Source organism: Rubrivivax sp. A210 (genome assembly GCF_904426505.1).
In the GTDB taxonomy this organism is placed as follows: domain Bacteria; phylum Pseudomonadota; class Gammaproteobacteria; order Burkholderiales; family Burkholderiaceae_C; genus Rubrivivax.
Map to the genome: position 1 here is coordinate 224,316 of NZ_CAJGBN010000023.1, position 18,523 is coordinate 242,838.

Below are 18,523 nucleotides of genomic sequence, written 5' to 3' on the forward strand. Positions count from 1 at the left end.
TCACCGGCTTGTGTCAAGCTATTGCAGCCGCGCCGGCAGGATGGCGGCCGAACGCTTACCCTTCGCATCCTTTTCGAACCTAGAGAACCTGTATGAGCCTGGCCGACCGACTGCGCCGCCTGAGCCCCGAGCGCCTGCAAGGCATGCGCCGCGGCATCGAGAAGGAAAGCCTGCGCGCCAAGCCCAGCGGCGCGCTGGCGCTCACGCCCCACCCGGCGGCGCTGGGTTCGCCGCTGACCCACCCGCGCATCACCACCGACTACTGCGAGAGCCAGCTCGAGCTGATCACCGGCGTGCACGGCAGCGTGCAGGCCTGCCTGGACGAGCTGACCGAGATCCACCAGTTCGTCGTGCGCGAGCTCGCCGACCCCTGCTGCGGAGCCGGCGACGAACGCCTGTGGGTGGGCAGCATGCCCTGCGGCCTGCCGCCCGACGAGACCATCCCCATCGGCAGCTACGGCCGCAGCAACATCGGCCGCGCCAAGAGTGTCTACCGCATGGGCCTGGGCCACCGCTACGGCCGCCGCATGCAGACCATCAGCGGCATCCACTACAACTGGTCGCTGCCGGGCCTGTCCAACGACGAGTACTTCGCCCTCATCCGCAACTTCCGCCGCCACGCCTTCGTGCTGCTCACGCTCTTTGGCGCCAGCCCCGCGCTGTGTCCGAGCTTCGTCGCCGGGCGCGACCACGGCCTGCAGCGCCTGTCCGACAGCACGCTCTACCTGCCCCACGCCACCAGCCTGCGCATGGGCCGGCTGGGCTACCAGAGCGAGGCGCAGTCGCAGCTGGCCGTCAGCTACAACAGCCTGGACGGCTACGCCGATTCGCTGCACGACGCGATGACGCAGCCCTACCCTGCCTACGAGAAGATCGGCGTGCGCAACCTGGGCGGCGAGTACAACCAGCTCTCGACAGCGCTGCTGCAGATCGAGAACGAGTTCTACGGCACCATCCGCCCCAAGCGCGTCATCAAGAGCGGCGAGCGCCCGCTGCACGCGCTGCGCGAGCGCGGCGTCGAGTATGTCGAGGTGCGCTGCATGGACCTCGATCCCTTCGTGCCGGTGGGCATCGCGGCGCCGACCATGCGCTTCATCGACGTCTTCCTGTTGCACTGCCTGCTGCACGAGAGCCCGCCCGACACGCCGGAAGAGATCGCCGCCCTCGGCCGCAACCAGCACCGCACGGCCGCCTTCGGGCGCGAGCCGGGGTTGGAGCTCGAACGCGACGGCGCCATGGTGCCGCTGCTCGATTGGGCGGCCGAACTGCTGGAGCAATGCGTGCCCATCGCCGCCGCGCTGGACGCCGCCGGCCGCGGCAACGAGCACACCGCGGCGCTGGCCGCCGCCCGCGCCGCGCTGGACCAGCCTGCCACCCTGCCCTCGGCACGCGCGCTGGCCACCATTGAACGCGACTTCGACAAGTCCTACACCGGCTTCATCCGCGCCCAGGCCGAGCAGACGCGCAACCACCTGATGGGCCTGCCCTGGAGCCTGGCCCAGCAGGCCGGCTTCGAGGTGATGGCGCGCGAATCGCTGCAACGCCACGCCGCGCTCGAGGCCGCCGACACGGTGGACTTCGAGACCTTCCGCCTGGCCTATCTCGACGCCGACCAGCTCGCCGTCTGAGACCCCGCCGGCGCGGCACGGCCGCACAATCGCGGCCATGCACGCGCCCCTGCATGCGCTGACAGCCACCCTGCTTGCGCTGACGACCCTGGCGCTGGCCGGCTGCGCCCTGGCGCCCAACGGCCCGGCCATCGACGACAGCCGCCGCGCACGCGGCCAGGACAGCCGCGTGCTCTTCGTCGTGCTGCACTACACGGTGGGTGACTTCCGCCGCGCCATGCAGGTGCTGACCGAGGGCGAGGTCTCGGCCCACTACCTGCTGAGCGACGAGGTGCCGCCGCGCATCTACCGCCTGGTCGACGAGACGCGGCGCGCCTGGCACTCCGGCAACAGCGCCTGGCAGGGCCACCGGCTGCTCAACGCCAGCAGCATCGGCATCGAGATCGTGCACCCGGGGCCGCGCACCGACGGCGAGGGGCGGCGCGTCGACATCCCGTTTCCCGAGGCGCAGATCGAGGCCCTGATTCCGCTGCTGCGCGACATCGCCGCGCGCCACGCCATCCGCCCCGAGCGCATCCTGGGCCATGGCGAAGTCAGCCCCTCGTACAAGGAAGACCCGGGGCCCACCTTCCCCTGGCGCCGCCTGGCCGAGGCCGGCCTCACCCCGCCCTGGCCCGACGCCGCCGCAGTGACGGCGCAGCAGGCGCTGTTCGAGGCCGCGCCGCCCGAGGCCGCCTGGTATCAGCAGGCGCTGGCCCGCCACGGCTATGCGGTCGAGCCAAGCGGCAGCTTCGACGCCCAGACCGCCCGCGTGCTGATGAATTTCCAGATGCGCTACCGTCCGGTCCGCTTCGATGGCCGCCCCGACGCCGAAACCGCCGCCTTGCTGCAGGTGCTGACCCGCCCATGAACACCCCGCCATCGTCATCGCCGATCCCGCTGGAACTGGCCCGCCTGCGCCTGCGTGCGTTGCGCGAGGGCGATCTCGACCGCTACCAGGCCTACCGCGGCGACCCGCATGTCTCGGGCTGGCAGGGCTGGCGCGAGTTGTCGCGCTCCCAGGCGCAGGCCTTCCTGGTGGAGATGGCGGCGCAGCCCTTCTGCCCGCCGGGCCGCTGGTGCCAGATCGCGGTGGCCGAGCGCGACGGCGATGCGCTGCTGGGCAATATCGGCCTGCTGCTGCGCGAGGAGGGCGACGGCGCCGGTGCGGTCAAGATCGGCATCACGCTGGCCCGAGCCGCCCAGGGCCGCGGCCTCGCCACCGAGGCGCTGCAGGCCATCGCCGACCTCGTCTTCGCGCGCACCTCGGCCAACCGGCTGGAAGCGGTGAGCGACACCCGCCATGTCGCCGCGCTGCGCCTGCTCGAGCGCTGCGGCTTCGTGCCGGTGGCCACGCTGCCTGCCCTGCAGGACGGCGAACCCTGCGCCGTGCGGCACTTCGTGCGCCACCGCCGCCGCCAGCTGCCGGTGCAGCTGCGCCCGGCCCGGGCCGACGATGCCGCGGCCGTGGCCCAGGTGATGCTGGACGCGCGCCGCCAGCGCATGCCCTTTGCGCCGCTGGTACACGGCGACGACGAGGTGCGGCAGTGGGTGGCCGGCGAGTTGCTGCCGGCCGGCGGCGTCACGGTGGCCGAACTCGACGGCCGCGTCGTCGGCATGCTGGCCGTCCGCCAGGGCCTTGACGCCGGCTGGATCGAGCAGCTCTATGTGGCCCCGGCCGCGGCCGGCGGCGGCGGCGGCGCGGCGCTGCTGAAGCGGGCCCTGACGCTGCTGAAGCCGCCGGTGCGGCTCTACGCCTTCCAGGCCCATCTGCATGCGCGCGGCTTCTACGAGCGCCACGGCTTCACTGCCATCGCCTTCGGCGACGGCAGCGACAACGAGGAAGGCCTGCCGGACATCCTGTTCGAGCGGCGCGTCTCGGCTTGAACCTTTCCCGCGCCGTGGCACGCGCGCAGCTGCGGCGGCTGGCGCTGCTGGCGGCGGCCCTGCTGGCCGCCTGCGCAGAGGCGCCACTGGCACCGCCGCTGGCACCCCCGCCGGTACTACCGAGGGCCGAGCCCGCGCTGGCGCCTGCCACGCCCCCAGCCTCCCATCCAGCCACGCCCCCCGCAGCGCCGGCATCGGCGCCCGCCGGCATGCCACGCGAGTTCCGCGCCGCCTGGGTCGCGACGGTGGCCAATATCGACTGGCCCAGCAAGCCCGGCCTGGCCGCCGCCACCCAGCGCGCCGAGGCGCTGGCCATCCTCGACCGGGCGCGCGCCATCGGCCTCAACGCCCTCATCCTGCAGGTGCGGCCGGCCGGCGACGCCCTCTACCCCTCGGCGCTGGAACCCTGGAGCGAGGTGCTGAGCGGCGAGCAGGGCCGCGCCCCGGTGCGCGCCGGCGAGCCGGCCTGGGATCCGCTGGCCTTCTGGGTGGCCGAGGCCCACAGCCGCGGGCTCGAACTGCACGCCTGGTTCAACCCCTTCCGCGCCCGCCACTCCACTGCCAAATCGCCGCTGGCGGCGCCGCATCTGGCGCAGCGGCGTCCGGCGCTGGCACGCCGCTATGGCGACCAGCTCTGGTTCGACCCCGGCGAGCCGGCCGCCGTGGCCCACACGCTGGCCGTGATGGCCGATGTGCTGCGCCGCTACGAGGTCGACGGCGTCCACTTCGATGACTACTTCTACCCCTATCCGCAGGCCGGCGCGGGCGGCGCCGACATCCCCTTTCCCGACGACGAGTCCTATGCCGTCTACCGCCTGGGTGGCGGTGCGCTGGCGCGCGACGACTGGCGGCGCGCCAATGTCGACGGCCTGGTGCAGGCGATCTTTCGCACCGCACGCGAGATCAGGCCCTGCGCGCGAGTGGGCATCAGCCCCTTCGGCATCGGCCGGCCCGACCGCCGCCCGGCCGGCATCAGCGGTTTCAGCCAGTACGACCGGCTCTATGCCGATGTCGAGCGCTGGCTGGCCCAGGGCTGGTTGGACTACCTGGCGCCCCAGCTCTACTGGCCCATCACGCGCGAGGGCCAGGCCTTCCCGGTGCTGCTGGACTACTGGGCGGCCCAGAACCCGGCGCGGCGCCAGATCTGGCCCGGGCTCTTCACCAGCCAGATCGCGGCCCTGAACGCCACGCCGCGGCCCTGGCCGGCGCGCGAGATCGCCGAGCAGATCGAACTCGTGCGCAGCCGCCACGGCGAAGGTCTCGTCGGCGGCCACGTCCACTTCAGCATGACCGCGCTGATGCAGGACCGCGACGGCATCGCCACCCTGCTGAGGAAAGGCCTCTACGCCACGCCGGCCCTGCCGCCACCCCCACCCTGCGAAGCCAAGCCATGAAGACACTTGCCACCGAAGAAGCCCATCCGGCCCATGCCGGACTCGACCGCCTGGACACTGCGTCGCTGGTCGAGGCCCTGGTGTCCGACCAGCTGCAAGCCGTGGCCGCGGTGCAGGCGGCCCAGCCCCAGCTGGCCGAGGCGGTGGATGCCGCCGTGCCGCGCCTGCGCGCCGGCGGCCGCCTGCTCTATGCCGGCGCCGGCACCAGCGGCCGGCTGGGCGTGCTGGACAGCGTCGAGCTGCCGCCCACCTTCTCCTGGCCGCGCGAACGCGCCCGCGCCCTGCTGGCCGGCGGCGACGGCGCCATGTTCCAGGCCGTCGAGGGCGCCGAGGACGACGCCGCCCAGGGCGCGGCCGACCTCGCGGCGCTGCAACCCGGCGCCCATGACGTGTTGCTGGCCATCGCGGCCTCGGGCAGCACGCCCTATGCGCTGGGCGCGGCGGCGGCAGCGCGCGCCGCCGGCGCCTTGACGGTGGCCCTGGTCAACAACCCGGGCGCGCCGCTGGCGGCGGCCTGCGAAATTGCCGTTGTGCTGGACACCGGGCCCGAGGTCATTGGCGGCAGCACGCGGCTCAAGGCCGGCACGGCGCAGAAGATCGCGCTCAACAGCTTCAGCAGCGCGGTGATGGTGCGGCTGCACAAGGTCTACGGCAACCTGATGGTCGACCTGCGCGCCAGCAATACCAAGCTGGTGCGGCGCGCGCTGCGCCTGACGGTGCAGGCCAGCGGTGCCGACGAGACCGCCGCCGCCGCCGCGCTGGCCGCCTGCGGCGCACGCGTCAAGGTGGCCATCGTGATGCTCAGGCGCGGCATCGGCGTGGCCGAGGCCGAGCAGCGCCTGGCGGCCGCCGAGGGCAGCGTGTACGCCGCCCTGCTGCCCTGAATCCGCGCCATTGGTGCGCAGAAGAAAAGCGTGAAAGCCGCCCTACAGTTTGGCTTGGGAGCTGCCGATACCGACGACAAGAACCGAAAAAGGGTTCGAGGCCCGTCACACGGATACCCCAGCGGGGGACACCTTTACGGAGTTCCCGACCATGATTGCTCCCGTAACGTTCAGCACCGTCCCGTCCGCGGTGCCCCAGCGACCCTTGTCGGACGAAGTGCTCAAGCGGGCCCTGGACCCGGGCAAAGGCGCACGCGCGCCCAGTGAAGCGGGCGAATCGCGCGTCGACATCTCGCCCGAGGGCGCTGCCCAGGCCCAGGCCGAGGCGCGCGCCGTGCAGCCGCCCACCGCGGCCCCGGCCAACGCGGCCGAGGCACCCGTGCCGACGCCATCGGCCGAGGCCAGCGTGCCCGAGATGCTGCGGGCCCGTCCGGGCCTGTCGTTCTCCAAGGCCGATGCCAACGAGGATGGCGTCGTCAGCCTGCCCGAGGAACACGCCTACGAGACGCGGCACCTGCAGCGCACGGCCGAACCCGAGGCGCCGGCCGGGCCGGGTGCGGCGGCCCAGAGCGAGCCGATACGCACGTACCGCTCGGTCGAGGCCACGATGGCCAGCATCTGAGCGCAGGGTTCAGTTCAGCCTTGCAATGCGATCCAGCGCGCCGGGCCCATAGCCCGGGCGCTGGCGCAGCCAGCTTTCGAGCGCATCGACGTCCATCACGCCGGTGCGCCGCTCGCTCGCGCGCCGCAGCTTCGTGAAACCGTCGCCGCCCTCGGCGAGAAAGGCATTGACAGTGACGCGGTAGGGGGCCGCCGGGTCCAGCGCCTTGCCGTCCAGGACCACGCTGCCCGGCACGATGCGCTGGCCCTGCGGTCGCGCCGCATCCCATTGGTAGGTGAAGCCCCGGCTCACCTGCAGCACGCGCTGACGACCGCCCGCCGGCCACTGCTGCTCCAGAACCTCCAGCAGCTGCGCACCGCTGAGCGTGAGCGTGACCAGGTTGTTGGCAAAGGGCTGCACCGAGAACAGATCTTCGTAGCGCAGCACGCCGTCGGCCGGCCTCGGCAGCGGTGCGCGCATGCCACCCGGGTTGGTGAGCGCGAGCCGGGCGCCGGCCTCGCGCGTGGCCTCGAGCTGGGCATCGGCGATGAGCTGGCCCAGCGTGCTTTCGCCGGCCGCATTGGCCTCGCGCGTGAACCCGGCGGCGACCCGACCGACGACGCGACGCGCCAGCGGCTGCACCAGGCGTTCGTAGGTTTCTATCAACGCCGTCTGGCGCGCGTCCTTGGCAAAGCTCTCGCGCACGACCACGTTCTGGGCGCGCGCACTCGCCACATCGCCGCTCCGGGTGTCGAGCTGCAGGTCGATCTGCGTCACCAGCGTGCCGTACTTGTCGCCGCTGGTGACGAGGCGGCCATCGATGCGGCAGATGTAGGCACGGTGGGTGTGGCCGCTGACAATGAGGTCGACCGCCGGGTCCAGCCGCCTGACGATGTCGACGATGCGGCCACTGATGTCGGGGCAGTCGTTGATGCCGCCGGTGGTGGCGCCGCCCTCGTGGATGAGCAGCACGATGGCTTCTATGCCTTGGGCGCGCAGCCCGGGCACGAGGCGGTTCACCGTGTCGGCCTCGTCGTCGAAGCGCAGCCCGGCCACGCCGGCCGGCACCACGATGGCCGGCGTGCCCTTGAGCGCCAGGCCGATGAAGGCCACCGGGATGCCCTGGAAGCGCTTGACCACGAAAGGCGGCAGCAGGGTCTGGCCGCTGGCCTTGTCCACCGTGCTCGCCGCCAGGTACTGGAAGGCGGCGCCGGCCCAGGGCCGCGGGCCGCGGCAGCCGTCCACCGGGTGGCAGCCGCCGCGCTGCAGGCGCAGCAGCTCGGCCGCGCCCTTGTCGAACTCGTGGTTGCCGACGGCGCTGACCTCCAGCCCCATCAGGCCCAGCGATTCGATGGTGGGCTCGTCGTGCAGCAGCGCGCTGAGCAGCGGCGTGGCGCCGATCAGGTCGCCGGCGGCGACGAAGATGTGGTTGGCCTGGCCGGCGCGCAGCGTCTCCAGCGCGGTGGCCAGGTGCTCGGCACCGCCGGCCGCGACCTCGATGGTTGCGCCAGGCCGCGCCGGGTCGGCCATGCGCAGGCCGCCGCTGGGCGGCTTGAGGTTGCCGTGGAAATCGTTGATGGCCAGCACACGCAGCGGCACCAGGGCCGAAGTCGCCGCGGCAGGCGACGCGGCGGCCGGTGGGGCCACCGGCGTGGACTGCGGCGGGCTGGCGCAGGCAGCCAGCGCCGCGAGTGCGGCAGCGAGGGCCGGACGTTGAAGCGTCATCGGTGTTCCTGCAATCAATAGCCGTTGCTGGCCGCCGCCGGCGCGCGGCCGGCCAGCACCGTCTCGATGTCGTCGAGCAGGCCGCTGGCGCCCAGGCGCAGCCGTGCCGGCGTGAGCGCGGCGGCACCCAGGATCTCGGCCGTGAGGTCGATGTAGACGCCGGCATCGGCGACGCGGCGAATGCCGCCGGCCGGCTTGAAGCCGACACGCCCGCGCGCACCGGCGTCCAAGGCAATGGCCTGCAGCAGCAGCCGTGCCGCCGCCGGCGTGGCGCCCACCGGGTGCTTGCCGGTGCTGGTCTTGAGGAAGTCGGCGCCGCCGTCCAGCGCCACGCGGCAGGCGCGCATCACCTGGGCCGCGTCGGCCAGCGCGCCGGTCTCCAGGATCACCTTGAGCGTGAGCCCGGTGCTGGCCCGCCGCACCGCGGCCAGCAGGGCCGGCGCGGCCTCCGGCTCGCGCCAGGGCAGGACCACATCGACCTCTTGCGCGCCAGCCTGGGCGATCTGCGCCACCTCGCGCATCACACCAGCGATGTCGCTGCTGCCCTCGGGAAAGTTGGCCACCGCCGCCACGCGCACGGCAGCCGGCAGCAGGGCGCGGGCGCGGCCGGCCAGGCGCGGCCAGACGCAGACCGCCGCCACCGCGCCACCGGGGCCCAGAGCCCGCGTACACAGGCGCTCGACCTCGGCCTCGCCGCCCGCTGCATCGTGGCCCCGCTCCAGGCTGGTCAGGTCCAGGCAGGCAAGGGCGAGGCGGGCCGTGGCCTCGACGGCGGCGGCCGGGGCGGGACTCATGGCTGCTTGAAATACTCCTGCACCGTGTCCCAGGCCGCCTGCTGCAGCAGCGCCGCCAGCTCGGGGGCGAGGCCGGCCGTGTAGCTGTTGCCCACCGGCGACTTGCGGTACAGCGTGGCGTAGACGGTGCAGGTGGCGAGGTAGGTGCCGGCCAGGCTGGGGTGGCGCTTGTCGCTCTCGTAGAGCTCGATCTCGGGCTTGCGCGCGATGGCCTTGGCGAAGGCCAGGCCGGCCGGGATCACCAGTGCGTCGTTGGCATTGGCGGCCAGCGTGTACTGCTCGGCCAGGGCGGCCGTCATCTCGGGCTTGTCCTTGTAGGCCCAGGACATGAAGAGCGCCGGGCGCACGCCGGCCTTGGCCAGGATTTGCGCGTTCTTGCGCACCGTCTCGTGGAAGACCGGGCCCAGCTGCGGGTGGATGGGGCACTGGCTGCAGTCCATCATGATCACGGTGTCGTACTGGCGGCCGGCCTTGTTGAAGCGCAGCTCGTTGTCGCCGACGAAGGAATAGCGGCCCAGGCCGTCGGGGCGCAGCAGCGACTCCATGTCGTGCCAGTCCAGGCCCGAGCCGCTGACCGTGACCGAGGTGCTGCGTGCGCGCGGGCCTTGCGGCACGGCGCCGAGCAGGCGGCCGAAGTGGCCGTGCATGCTGTTGTTGTAATAGAAGAAGCTGTTGCCGACCCAGAGGATGGACTCGGGCGGCGACGCAGGCGCCGTCAGCTTGGGCCGCGTCTGCGCCTGCAGCGCGCCCGGCAGGGCCAGCAGCGCGCACAGCGCGAAGGTGGCCAGGCGGCCGGCGAGGGTAGCGATGTTCATCTCGTGTGTCTCCTTCTTCTGGGGTGGTGGCAATTCAGGGTTCGAGCGCCTGCAGCACGGTGGCCAGCAGGTCCACCGCGCCGGCGCCGGTGGCCTCGGCGGCAGCCAGGGTGTGGGCGTGGCTCAGGGCCTGTTGCTGCAGGCCGGCCGCCATATTGGTGATGAGCGAAAAGGCCAGCACGCGCAGGCCGGCGTGGCGGGCCAGGATGGTCTCGGGCACCGTGCTCATGCCCACGGCGCGTGCGCCCAGCAGCGCCAGCATGCGGATCTCGGCCGGCGTCTCGAACTGCGGCCCCAGCACCCAGGCGTAGACGCCTTCGTGCAGCGCCAGCCCGGCGCCGCGTGCGGCGGCCAGGGCCTGGTTGCACAGCGCCGGGTCGTAGGCCGCGGTCATGTCGATGAAGCGCGTGTCGCCCTGGGTGCCGACCAGCGGCGACTGCTGTACCAGGTTGAGGTGGTCGCGCACCAGCATCACCGCGCCCGGCGGCATCGCGGCGTCCAGGCTGCCGGCGGCATTGGTCTGCACCAGCAGCAGCACGCCCAGCGCCGCCAGCGTGGCGATGGCGCCAGCCATGGCGTCGGCGCGGCCGTGCTCGTAGGCGTGCTCGCGGCCGGCCAGCACGATGAGCTCGACCGCACCCAGGCGGCCGGCGATCAGCCTCCCGGCATGGCCGACTACGCCCAGGCGTGGAAAGGCGGGCAGATCGGCATAGGGCAGCTCGACCGCATCCGAAAGCCTTGGCGCGAACGAGCCCCAACCCGAGCCCAGCAGCACCGCGGTGCGCGGCCGGCGAGCGCCCAGCCGCTCGCGCAGCAAGGCGACCGTGGCGGCAAGGGCAGGGGCGGCGGGGGGCAAGGCGCGTCGGTGCGGTGAGGTCGCCGCAGGATAGTCGAAGGCGCCCGGCCGGCGGCCGAAGAGTGGCCGCGAAGCCGCTGCCTCAGGGGCCGGCGGCGGAGGGCAGGCGCAGCGTCAGCGCGGCGCCTTCATCGGCAAGCACCAGGGCCTCGTCGCGCGCCGGCGCTTCGGCCCCCAGGCCAGGGTGCCAGGCGCGCAGCCGGTAGCGGCCCGGCGGCACGCCGGCGATGCGCAGGCGGCCATCGCTGCCGGTGAGGCCGTGGTAGGGCGTCTCGACCACCACCACCCAGGCCCGCATGGCCGGATGCACGGCACAGGCCAGCGGCACGATGCCGGCGCGATCAAGGCGCAGCGGCGACGATTCGGCGCCGGGCGGAAGCTTGATCTCGAAGCTCTGCTCGGGCGCGCTGGCACGCACGCGGTGCAGCACCTGGTCGCGGTTGGGCAGGCGCAGCACGCTGCCGCGGGCGACGACGCTGACGCGCTGGGTGTAGGCGCGTGCGGCCTGCTCGACCTCGACGCCCACGCTGGGGCCGAGCGCGGCAAGTGCCGCCGGCGATTCGAGATAGACCACGGCGTCGGCGAGCGCGCGGCCATCCACGCCCAGGGCCTGGATGTCGAGCACCGCGGCGGCGGCGGGCAGGGCCAGCGCCGCGCCACACAGGGCTGCGGCGCGCTTGAAGAGTGCGTCCATGCCCGCCTATCGACGCCGGCGGCGGCGCTTCGAGGGCCGGGGCTCGGGCGGCATGCTGCGCCGTCGACGATTTCGAGCCTTGCTGCACGCCCGGCCGGCATCAGGCCGCCGTTGCGGCCGGGCTTCAGCCCGAAGGGGGGCGAAGGCCAGGCCGCGACCGCCCGCGCTGCCCGCCGCGGCGCGGCGCGGCGGGCAGCGCCGCCGGCGGCTCGGGCGCCTGCGCGCGGGCAATGACACCGCCGCCCAGGCAGACCTCGCCGTCGTAGAGCACGGCGCTCTGGCCCGGGGTGACGGCCCATTGCGGGGCGTCGAATTCCAACCGCAAGCCGCCATCGGCCTCTCGGTAGGCGCAGGCCGCATCGGCCTGGCGGTAGCGCGTCTTGGCCGCCAGCCGCCCCGGCGGGGGCGGCGTGCCGGCCACCCAGCTCAGGTCTTCGGCCTCGAGCCAGGGCGACTGCAGCCAGGGGTGGGCGTGGCCCTGCACCACATGCAGGCTGTTGCGCGCCAGATCCTTGTGCGCCACATACCAGGGCGCGTGCTCGCCGCCGCCCTCGCTGACCCCGCCTATGCCCAGGCCCTGGCGCTGGCCCAGGGTATAGAACGACAGGCCGACATGGCGGCCCAGCTCGCGCCCGCGCTCGTCGAGCATGGGCCCGGGCTCGTCGCTCAGGTAGCGCTGCAAAAACTCGCGGAAGGGGCGCTCGCCGATGAAGCAGATGCCGGTGCTGTCCTTCTTTTTCGCATTGGGCAGGCCGATCTCGGCGGCGATGCGGCGCACTTCGGTCTTGGCCAGCTCGCCCACCGGGAACAGCGTGTACGCCAGCTGGGCCTGGTTCAGGCGGTGCAGGAAATAGCTCTGGTCCTTGGCCGGGTCCAGGCCCTTGAGCAGCTGAAAGCGGCCGCCGACCTCGCGCACGCGGGCGTAATGTCCAGTGGCGATGCGCTCGGCGCCCAGGCGCATGGCATGGTCGAGGAAGGCCTTGAACTTGATCTCGGCATTGCACAGCACGTCGGGGTTGGGCGTGCGCCCGGCCTTGTACTCGCGCAGGAACTCGGCGAAGACGCGGTCCTTGTAGTCGGCGGCGAAGTTGACGTGCTCGATCTCGATGCCGATGACATCGGCCACCGCGGCGGCATCGACGAAGTCGATGTTGCTGGAGCAGTACTCGCTGTCGTCGTCGTCTTCCCAGTTCTTCATGAACAGGCCGACGACGTCAAAACCCTGCTGCTTGAGCAGCCAGGCGCTGACCGCGGAGTCGACGCCGCCCGAAAGACCCACCACCACGCGCTTGCTGCCTGTTGTCACGCCTCGATTATCCCGGCGCGTCAGAATCGCGCCCTCGCCACTGCACCAGCCCGCCCATGTCCGGTCACGGTTTCCACGTCCACGGTCCTCACGACCACGAACTCGAACATGCCACCCACGCCGAAGCCAAACACCCCTCGTCGGGCACCATTGCCGTCGTCACCGCGGTGTTGGCCACGGTGGGCGCGCTGTTCTCCTACATGGGCGGCGCCACCCAGGCCAATGCCGGCCTGTACAAGAACAACGCCGCGATCAAGAAGACCGAGGCTTCCAACCAGTGGAACTACTACCAGGCCAAAAGCAGCAAGCAGAACCTGGCCGAGATCGCGCTGGTGCTGGTAAGCGACGACAAGCGCGCCGCCTTCAAGGAAGACGTCGAGCGTTACAAGAAGGAAAAGGCCGAGATCAAGGCCGCCGCCGAGAAGCTGGAGGCCGAATCGACCGACTGGGACAAGCAGTCCGATGGCCAGATGCACCTGCACCACCGCTGGGCCCAGGCCACGACGGCACTGCAGATCTCCATCGCACTGGCCGCGATGGCCCTGCTCACCGGGCGCAAGTGGCTGGAGTGGGGGATGTTCGGCGTCGCCGGGCTGGGGGGTCTACTCGGCGTCGCGGCGCTGCTGCATTTCTGATTCAGCAGGCCAGCATTTCCGAGCGCGAGCGGATCAGCTCGCGCGCCCGGTTCAGCGCGTACTGGAGGGCCTCGTCGGCCGAGCGCCAGCGATAGCCGCAGGCCAGGCTGTCGTCGCGGAAGGCCTCGCGCCGCCCAGCCGCCGCGCCCTGGACGCGGTTGACGATGAGGGCGGCGATATAGCCGTCGCCGCGCGGCGCTTCGAGCGCACCGACGAAGATGCGGTAGTCGCCTTCATGGCATTCGTCGAATCGCATGGATGCCTCACAGGGGGCGGCCGCCTTGGCCGCGATGCAGCGATCATCAACCCACCTTGGGGGGTGGCCCATCCCCCGCCGGGGGGAATCCTCCTTTAGGGGGAGCCTGAAGGCCGACAGGCACGCGGACGCATGGGATCATGGCCGCCCGCTGCCGCAAGGAGGCCGACCATGTCGCCCGACACCCCGCCTGCCGCTCCGCCTGTCGTCCCGCCCCCAGCCTATTTCCGCCAGCCCGGCCTGCAGGGCGAGACCGTGGTCTTCGTCGCCGACGACGACCTCTGGCGCGCCAGCATCCACGGCGGCCCGGCCCAGCGCCTGAGCGCCGGCCTCTCCGAGCCGGCCACGCCCTGCCTCTCGCCCTGCGGCCAGTGGCTGGCCTTCGCCGGCCGCGACGAGCAGCACAGCGAGGTCTGGCTGATGCCAGCCGTGGGCGGACCGGCGCGCCGCCTCAGCTGGCTGGGCAGCGAGCTGGCGGTGCGCGGCTTCCTGCCCGACGGCCGCATCCTCTTCACCAGCAACCATGGCCAGCCCTTCTTCCGCAACGGCCACGCCTGGGCAGTGTCGCCCGCCGGCGGTCTGCCCGAACGCCTGCCGCTGGGCCAGGTCCAGCACCTGGCCTTCGGCCCTGGCGGCCGCCGCGTCATCGGCCGCAACACCGCCGACCCGGCGCGCTGGAAGCGCTACCGCGGCGGCACGGCCGGCCACCTGTGGGTGGAAGACGACGAGTCCGGCGGCACCTTTACCCGCCTCGCCGGCCTGAAGGGCAACCTCACCTGCCCGATGTGGCTGAACGGACGCATCTACTTCCTAGGCGACGGCGAGGGCGTCGGCAACCTCTACTCCGTGCTGCCCGACGGCAGCGGCCTGCGCCGCCACAGCGACCACGCCGATTTCTACGCCCGCCATGCCGCATGCGACGGCCGGCGCATCGTCTACCAGTGCGGCGCCGAACTCTGGCTTTACGACCCGGTCGATGACCGCACGCGGCGGCTCGACATCGCCGTGCCCAGCGCCCGCACCCAGGCGGCGCGGCGCTTCGTGCCGGCGGCCGAGCACCTCCAGGGCCTGGCCCTGCACCCGGCCGGCCACAGCCTGGCGCTGGAGGCGCGCGGCCAGCTCTTCACGATGGCGCTGTGGGAAGGCGCGGTGCGCAGGCACGGCCTGGCGCCGGCGCGACGCCGCCTGGGCCAGTGGCTGGCCGATGGCGAGCGCCTGGTGGCCACCAGCGACGCCAGCGGCGAGGATCGCATCGAGCTGCTGGGCCCGGCCGGCGTGCGCGAACTGCCCTGGGACGCCTTCGGCCGCCCCACCGCGCTGGCCACCGCGCCCACGGGCGCGCGCCTGGCGCTGGCCAACCACCGCAACGAGCTGTGGCTGGGCGATGTGGACAGCGGCAGCCTGAGCCTGGTCGACCGCAGCGAGTTCGGTCGCATCGAGGGCCCGGCCTGGTCGCCCTGCGCCGGCTGGCTGGCCTACACCTACCCCACCAGCGCCCGCCACACGGCCATCAAGCTGTTCGAGGTGGCCAGCGGACGCAGCCTGCTCGCCACCGAGCCGGCTTTCCGCGACTGGGCGCCGGCCTTCGACCCCAGCGGGCGCTATCTCTACTTCCTCTCGCTGCGCACCTTCGACCCCGTCTATGACGCGGTGCAGTTCGATCTGAGCTTTCCGCGCGCCGCCCGGCCTTATCTGCTGGCGCTGCAGGCAGGTGGCCCGCCGCTCTTCGAGCCGGCGCCGCGCGGCATGAAGTCCGAAGAGCCCGCGGCCGGCGCCGATGCCAAAGCGCCGCTGCCAGCCATAGAACCTGAAGGCCTGGCGCGCCGCGTCGCCGCCTTTCCGGTGCCCGAGGGCCGTTTCGGCCAGATCGCCGGCGTGGCCGGCGGCAAGGTGATCTGGACCGCCCTGCCCATCCCCGGCGCCCACGGCCGCGGCGGCCACAAGGAATCACCGGGCCGCCTCGAGGTCTACGACCTCGCCAGCGGCGAGCTCAAGACCCTGGCGGCCCAGGCCGATGCCTTCGTGATTGCCGCCGACCACCAGACCCTGCTCGTGCGCACCGGCCAGAAGCTGCGCGCGCTGGACGCCGCCAAGGCGCCCGAGGACAAGCCGGCGGCGGCGGACGACAAGCCCTCGCGCAAGAGCGGCCACATCGACCTGGCCCGCGTGCGCCTGGCCGTGGATCCACCCCAGGAATGGGCGCAGATCCTGCGCGAGGTGTGGCGGCTGCAGCGCGACCACTTCTGGGTCGAGGACATGTCGGGCGTCGCCTGGACCGCGATGCTCGAGCGCTACGCGCCGCTGCTGGCGCGCGTGGCCACGCGCGGCGAGCTGTCCGACCTGATCTGGGAGCTGCAGGGCGAGCTCGGCACCTCGCACGCGTATGAGATGGGTGGCGACCACCGCAAGCCGCCCGCCGTGGCCCTGGGCCATCTGGCGGCTGATCTGAAACCTGCTGCGAACGGCTGGGAAATCATGCGCACGGTGCAGGGCGACGCCTGGGACGCGACGGCCGATTCGCCGCTCAACGCCGTCGGCGTGCAGGTGCGGCCGGGTGAAGCCATCGTCGCCGTTGGCGGCCAGCCGGTCAGCGCTGAGCAGCCGCCCCAGGCCCTGCTCGTCAACCAGGCCGGCGCCAAGGTCGCGCTGACGCTGGCCGCGGCCGATGGCAGCACGCGCGAGGTGCTGGTCACGGCGCTGGCCGACGAGACACCGGCGCGCTACCGCGAATGGGTGGAGCGCAACCGCGCATGGGTACACGCAGCCGGCGGCGGGCGCGTGGGCTATCTGCACCTGCCCGACATGATGTCGGCCGGCTTTGCCGAGTTCCACCGTGCTTTCGCCGCCGAGAGCGACCGCGACGCGCTCATCGTCGACCTGCGCTACAACCGCGGCGGCCACGTCAGCCAGTTGCTGCTGGAGAAGGTGGCGCGCAGGCGCATCGCCTGGAACACGCTGCGCTGGGGCCAGCCCGAGAGCTACCCCGACGCGGCGCCAACCGGCGCCGTGGTGGCGCTGACCAACGAGCACGCCGGCAGCGACGGTGACATCTTCAGCCACGGTTTCAAGCTGATGGGCCTGGGCACGCTGGTGGGCATGCGCACCTGGGGCGGGGTGATCGGCATCTGGCCCCGCCACGCGCTGGTGGACGGCACGCTGACGACCCAGCCCGAGTACTCGTTCTGGTTCAAGGACGTCGGCTGGGGTGTCGAGAACTACGGCACCGATCCGCAGATCGAGGTCGACAACGCGCCGCAGGACGACGCCTTCAATGCACCCGAGCGCGACCGACAACTCGCCGCCGCGCTGGCCGAGGCGCTGGCGGCGCGCGAGCGCGTCGGCGTCGCGCGGCCGGCCTTCGGGCCGCGGCCGCGGCTGGCGGCACCCCAGCTGCCGCCGCGGCCGCAATGAACGGGCCGGCCCCGCTGCCCACCGCAGCGCCCGATCTGGCCATGCGCCTGGCCCAGGCCGGTGGCTGGCGCCGGCTGATCCAGGATTTCCGGCCGCTGTGCCAGAGCCTGGAATGGCGACTGGGCCAGCAGGCCTGGAAGACGCAGGGTGCGCGCACCTTCAGCGAAGGCGGCGTGCCCTACATCGTCAACAACTCGGGCACGCTGTCGGCCTGCGTCGCGCGGCTGCTGCTGGACGGCCTGGAAGAAGCGCCAGTCACCGGGCCGATCCGCCTGCTTGAACTGGGCGCCGGCAACGGCCTGTTCGCGCGCTACCTGCTGGACGAGTTGCAGCGCCTTTGCGCCGAGCAGGGCCGCAGCGACTACGAGCGATTGGAGTTCTGGGTCAGCGACGCCTCGCCGGCGATGGTGGACGCATGGCGACAGCGCGGCCAGTTCGAACCCCACGCCGCCCGCGTGCAGTTGCACGCCTGCCCGGCCGCAGCAGCGGCGGCCCTGCAGCCCGGGCCCTGGCACGCCGTGTTTGCCAACTACGTGCTCGACGTGCTGCCAGCCGACGTGGTGCGCCGTGGCGAGGCCGGCTGGGAACAGCTGCATCTGCGCTGCTGGACGCAGGCCGACGCCGCCACGCTGCGCCAGTACACCGCACAGTCCGTCGAGGCCCTGCAGGCCCTGGCCGAAACCGACGACGAGGCGGCGCACGAGGCGCTGGCCCCGCTGTTGCCGGTGCTGGAGAGCGAAGCCGCCTTCCGGCCCGCCGACGGGGCCCAGGCGGCGCGCTGGCACCTGGACGACGGCGCGGCGGCGACAGAAAGGCCGTTCACCGTCAACTGGGGCGCGCTGGACTGCCTGGACGCCTTGTTGCCGCGCCTGGCTGCCGGCGGCTTCTGCCTGATCAGCGACTTCGTCGCCGAACCCGGCCAGGGCGCCCAGCGTTTCGGCCCGACGACGGCGCTGGGGCTGAACCTGGAAGCGCTCGAGCGCCATGTGCGGGGCGCCGGCTTCGACATCGCCGCCGCCGCGGGTGACGGCGAGCTGCCGCTGCGCCACCGCTTGATCACGCCGGGCCTGTCGCCGCGGCTGGCGGCTCGCTTCGATCACGAACTGGGCGCACCGGCCTGGCGTTGGCGCGACGAGCCGCGCGAACAAGCGCAGGCCCGCGCTGCGGCGGGCCATACGGCGCAGGCGCTCGAGCAGTTCCGGCTGGCCCTCGAACGCGTGCCCGGCGACTGGGCCGTGCTGCACCTGGCGGCCGAGTTCGCCACGGCACAGCTGCGTGACTTCGCGCTGGCGCGCGACCTGGCCCAGGCCGCGCTGGCGCGCAACCCCTGGACCGACCACCGCCTGTGGAACACGCTGGGCGAGGCCTGGCTGGGCCTGGGCCAGCCGGCGCAGGCGCTGGGCTGCCACCTGCAGGCGCTGCGCCTCCACGCCCGCGACGCCGGCACCTGGCTGGCACTGGCGCGCTGCCGGCTGGCGCTGGAACAGCCCGGCGAGGCCCTGGAAGCCATCGCCCGCGGCCTGGCCTGCGACACGCAGGCCATGTATCGCCACCTGCTGCTGGCCGAGCAGCCCCGGGCGCTGGACCTGCTGGCGCGAAGTTTCGGTGCCGAGCGCGCAGCACAGGCACGCCGTCGCGCAGGCTGTTAGGATTTTGCG

The 18,523-nt window shown here is 72.7% G+C and carries 16 protein-coding genes; 9 read left to right on the forward strand and 7 right to left on the reverse strand.

All coding sequences use genetic code 11. The features are described from left to right. The first annotated feature begins 92 nt into the window (after window positions 1-92). From gshA to JMV16_RS14660, 6 genes are all read left to right on the forward strand, one after another. On the forward strand, window positions 93-1,628 hold the full coding sequence (gshA, locus tag JMV16_RS14635; RefSeq protein WP_201495021.1) for a glutamate--cysteine ligase: 1,536 nt from the start codon (window positions 93-95) through the stop codon (window positions 1,626-1,628). 37 nt (window positions 1,629-1,665) lie between these two features. Then, complete coding sequence (locus tag JMV16_RS14640; protein WP_201495022.1) at window positions 1,666-2,478, forward strand: N-acetylmuramoyl-L-alanine amidase; 813 nt, start codon at window positions 1,666-1,668, stop codon at window positions 2,476-2,478. Beyond that, window positions 2,475-3,494 (forward strand): GNAT family N-acetyltransferase, encoded by a 1,020-nt coding sequence (locus JMV16_RS14645; RefSeq protein WP_201495023.1) that lies wholly within the window; start codon window positions 2,475-2,477, stop codon window positions 3,492-3,494. Before JMV16_RS14640 ends, JMV16_RS14645 begins: the two co-directional genes overlap by 4 nt. Next, window positions 3,491-4,888 carry a glycoside hydrolase family 10 protein gene (locus JMV16_RS14650; protein WP_236580525.1) on the forward strand — a complete coding sequence of 466 codons (1,398 nt, stop codon included), beginning with the start codon at window positions 3,491-3,493 and terminating at the stop codon, window positions 4,886-4,888. Before JMV16_RS14645 ends, JMV16_RS14650 begins: the two co-directional genes overlap by 4 nt. Then, a complete protein-coding gene (locus tag JMV16_RS14655) occupies window positions 4,885-5,772 on the forward strand; it encodes an N-acetylmuramic acid 6-phosphate etherase (RefSeq protein ID WP_201495024.1) in 888 nt (295 codons plus the stop codon). Before JMV16_RS14650 ends, JMV16_RS14655 begins: the two co-directional genes overlap by 4 nt. 151 nt (window positions 5,773-5,923) lie before the next feature. Beyond that, window positions 5,924-6,394, forward strand: a complete 471-nt coding sequence (locus JMV16_RS14660; RefSeq protein ID WP_201495025.1) for a hypothetical protein — start codon at window positions 5,924-5,926, stop codon at window positions 6,392-6,394. Between the two features lie 9 nt (window positions 6,395-6,403). Here JMV16_RS14660 and JMV16_RS14665 read toward each other — a convergent pair whose 3' ends face one another. The 6 genes from JMV16_RS14665 to mnmA all read right to left on the reverse strand — a co-directional run bounded on the left by JMV16_RS14665 (window position 6,404) and on the right by mnmA (window position 12,563). Beyond that, the gene (locus JMV16_RS14665; protein ID WP_201495026.1) at window positions 6,404-8,098 is read right to left on the reverse strand and encodes a bifunctional metallophosphatase/5'-nucleotidase; all 1,695 of its coding nucleotides are present in this window, start codon (window positions 8,096-8,098) and stop codon (window positions 6,404-6,406) included. Window positions 8,099-8,112: 14 nt separating this feature from the next. Continuing rightward, window positions 8,113-8,892 (reverse strand): deoxyribose-phosphate aldolase, encoded by a 780-nt coding sequence (gene deoC / locus JMV16_RS14670; protein WP_201495027.1) that lies wholly within the window; start codon window positions 8,890-8,892, stop codon window positions 8,113-8,115. After that, window positions 8,889-9,707, reverse strand: a complete 819-nt coding sequence (locus JMV16_RS14675; RefSeq protein WP_201495028.1) for a DUF4886 domain-containing protein — start codon at window positions 9,705-9,707, stop codon at window positions 8,889-8,891. The genes deoC and JMV16_RS14675 overlap by 4 nt, the downstream gene beginning before the upstream one ends. 34 nt (window positions 9,708-9,741) lie before the next feature. Continuing rightward, entirely contained in the window at window positions 9,742-10,563 is an 822-nt protein-coding gene (locus JMV16_RS14680; RefSeq protein WP_201495029.1) for a purine-nucleoside phosphorylase, read from the reverse strand. Between the two features lie 82 nt (window positions 10,564-10,645). Next, window positions 10,646-11,257, reverse strand: coding sequence for a carboxypeptidase regulatory-like domain-containing protein (locus JMV16_RS14685; RefSeq protein ID WP_201495030.1), 612 nt, complete (start codon window positions 11,255-11,257; stop codon window positions 10,646-10,648). A 124-nt stretch (window positions 11,258-11,381) separates the two neighbouring features. Continuing rightward, the gene (gene mnmA / locus JMV16_RS14690) at window positions 11,382-12,563 is read right to left on the reverse strand and encodes a tRNA 2-thiouridine(34) synthase MnmA (RefSeq protein ID WP_201495031.1); all 1,182 of its coding nucleotides are present in this window, start codon (window positions 12,561-12,563) and stop codon (window positions 11,382-11,384) included. Between the two features lie 56 nt (window positions 12,564-12,619). On the opposite strand from mnmA, the gene JMV16_RS14695 reads away from it, so the two are divergent. Further along, window positions 12,620-13,198: a DUF4337 domain-containing protein gene (locus tag JMV16_RS14695; protein WP_201495032.1), complete on the forward strand. Its 579-nt coding sequence runs from the start codon at window positions 12,620-12,622 to the stop codon at window positions 13,196-13,198. A 1-nt stretch (window position 13,199) separates the two neighbouring features. Here JMV16_RS14695 and JMV16_RS14700 read toward each other — a convergent pair whose 3' ends face one another. Further along, the gene (locus JMV16_RS14700) at window positions 13,200-13,454 is read right to left on the reverse strand and encodes a hypothetical protein (protein ID WP_201495033.1); all 255 of its coding nucleotides are present in this window, start codon (window positions 13,452-13,454) and stop codon (window positions 13,200-13,202) included. 171 nt (window positions 13,455-13,625) lie between these two features. On the opposite strand from JMV16_RS14700, the gene JMV16_RS14705 reads away from it, so the two are divergent. After that, complete coding sequence (locus JMV16_RS14705; RefSeq protein ID WP_201495034.1) at window positions 13,626-16,865, forward strand: S41 family peptidase; 3,240 nt, start codon at window positions 13,626-13,628, stop codon at window positions 16,863-16,865. Further along, on the forward strand, window positions 16,862-18,514 hold the full coding sequence (locus tag JMV16_RS14710; protein WP_201495035.1) for an SAM-dependent methyltransferase: 1,653 nt from the start codon (window positions 16,862-16,864) through the stop codon (window positions 18,512-18,514). Before JMV16_RS14705 ends, JMV16_RS14710 begins: the two co-directional genes overlap by 4 nt. Window positions 18,515-18,523: the final 9 nt, after the last annotated feature.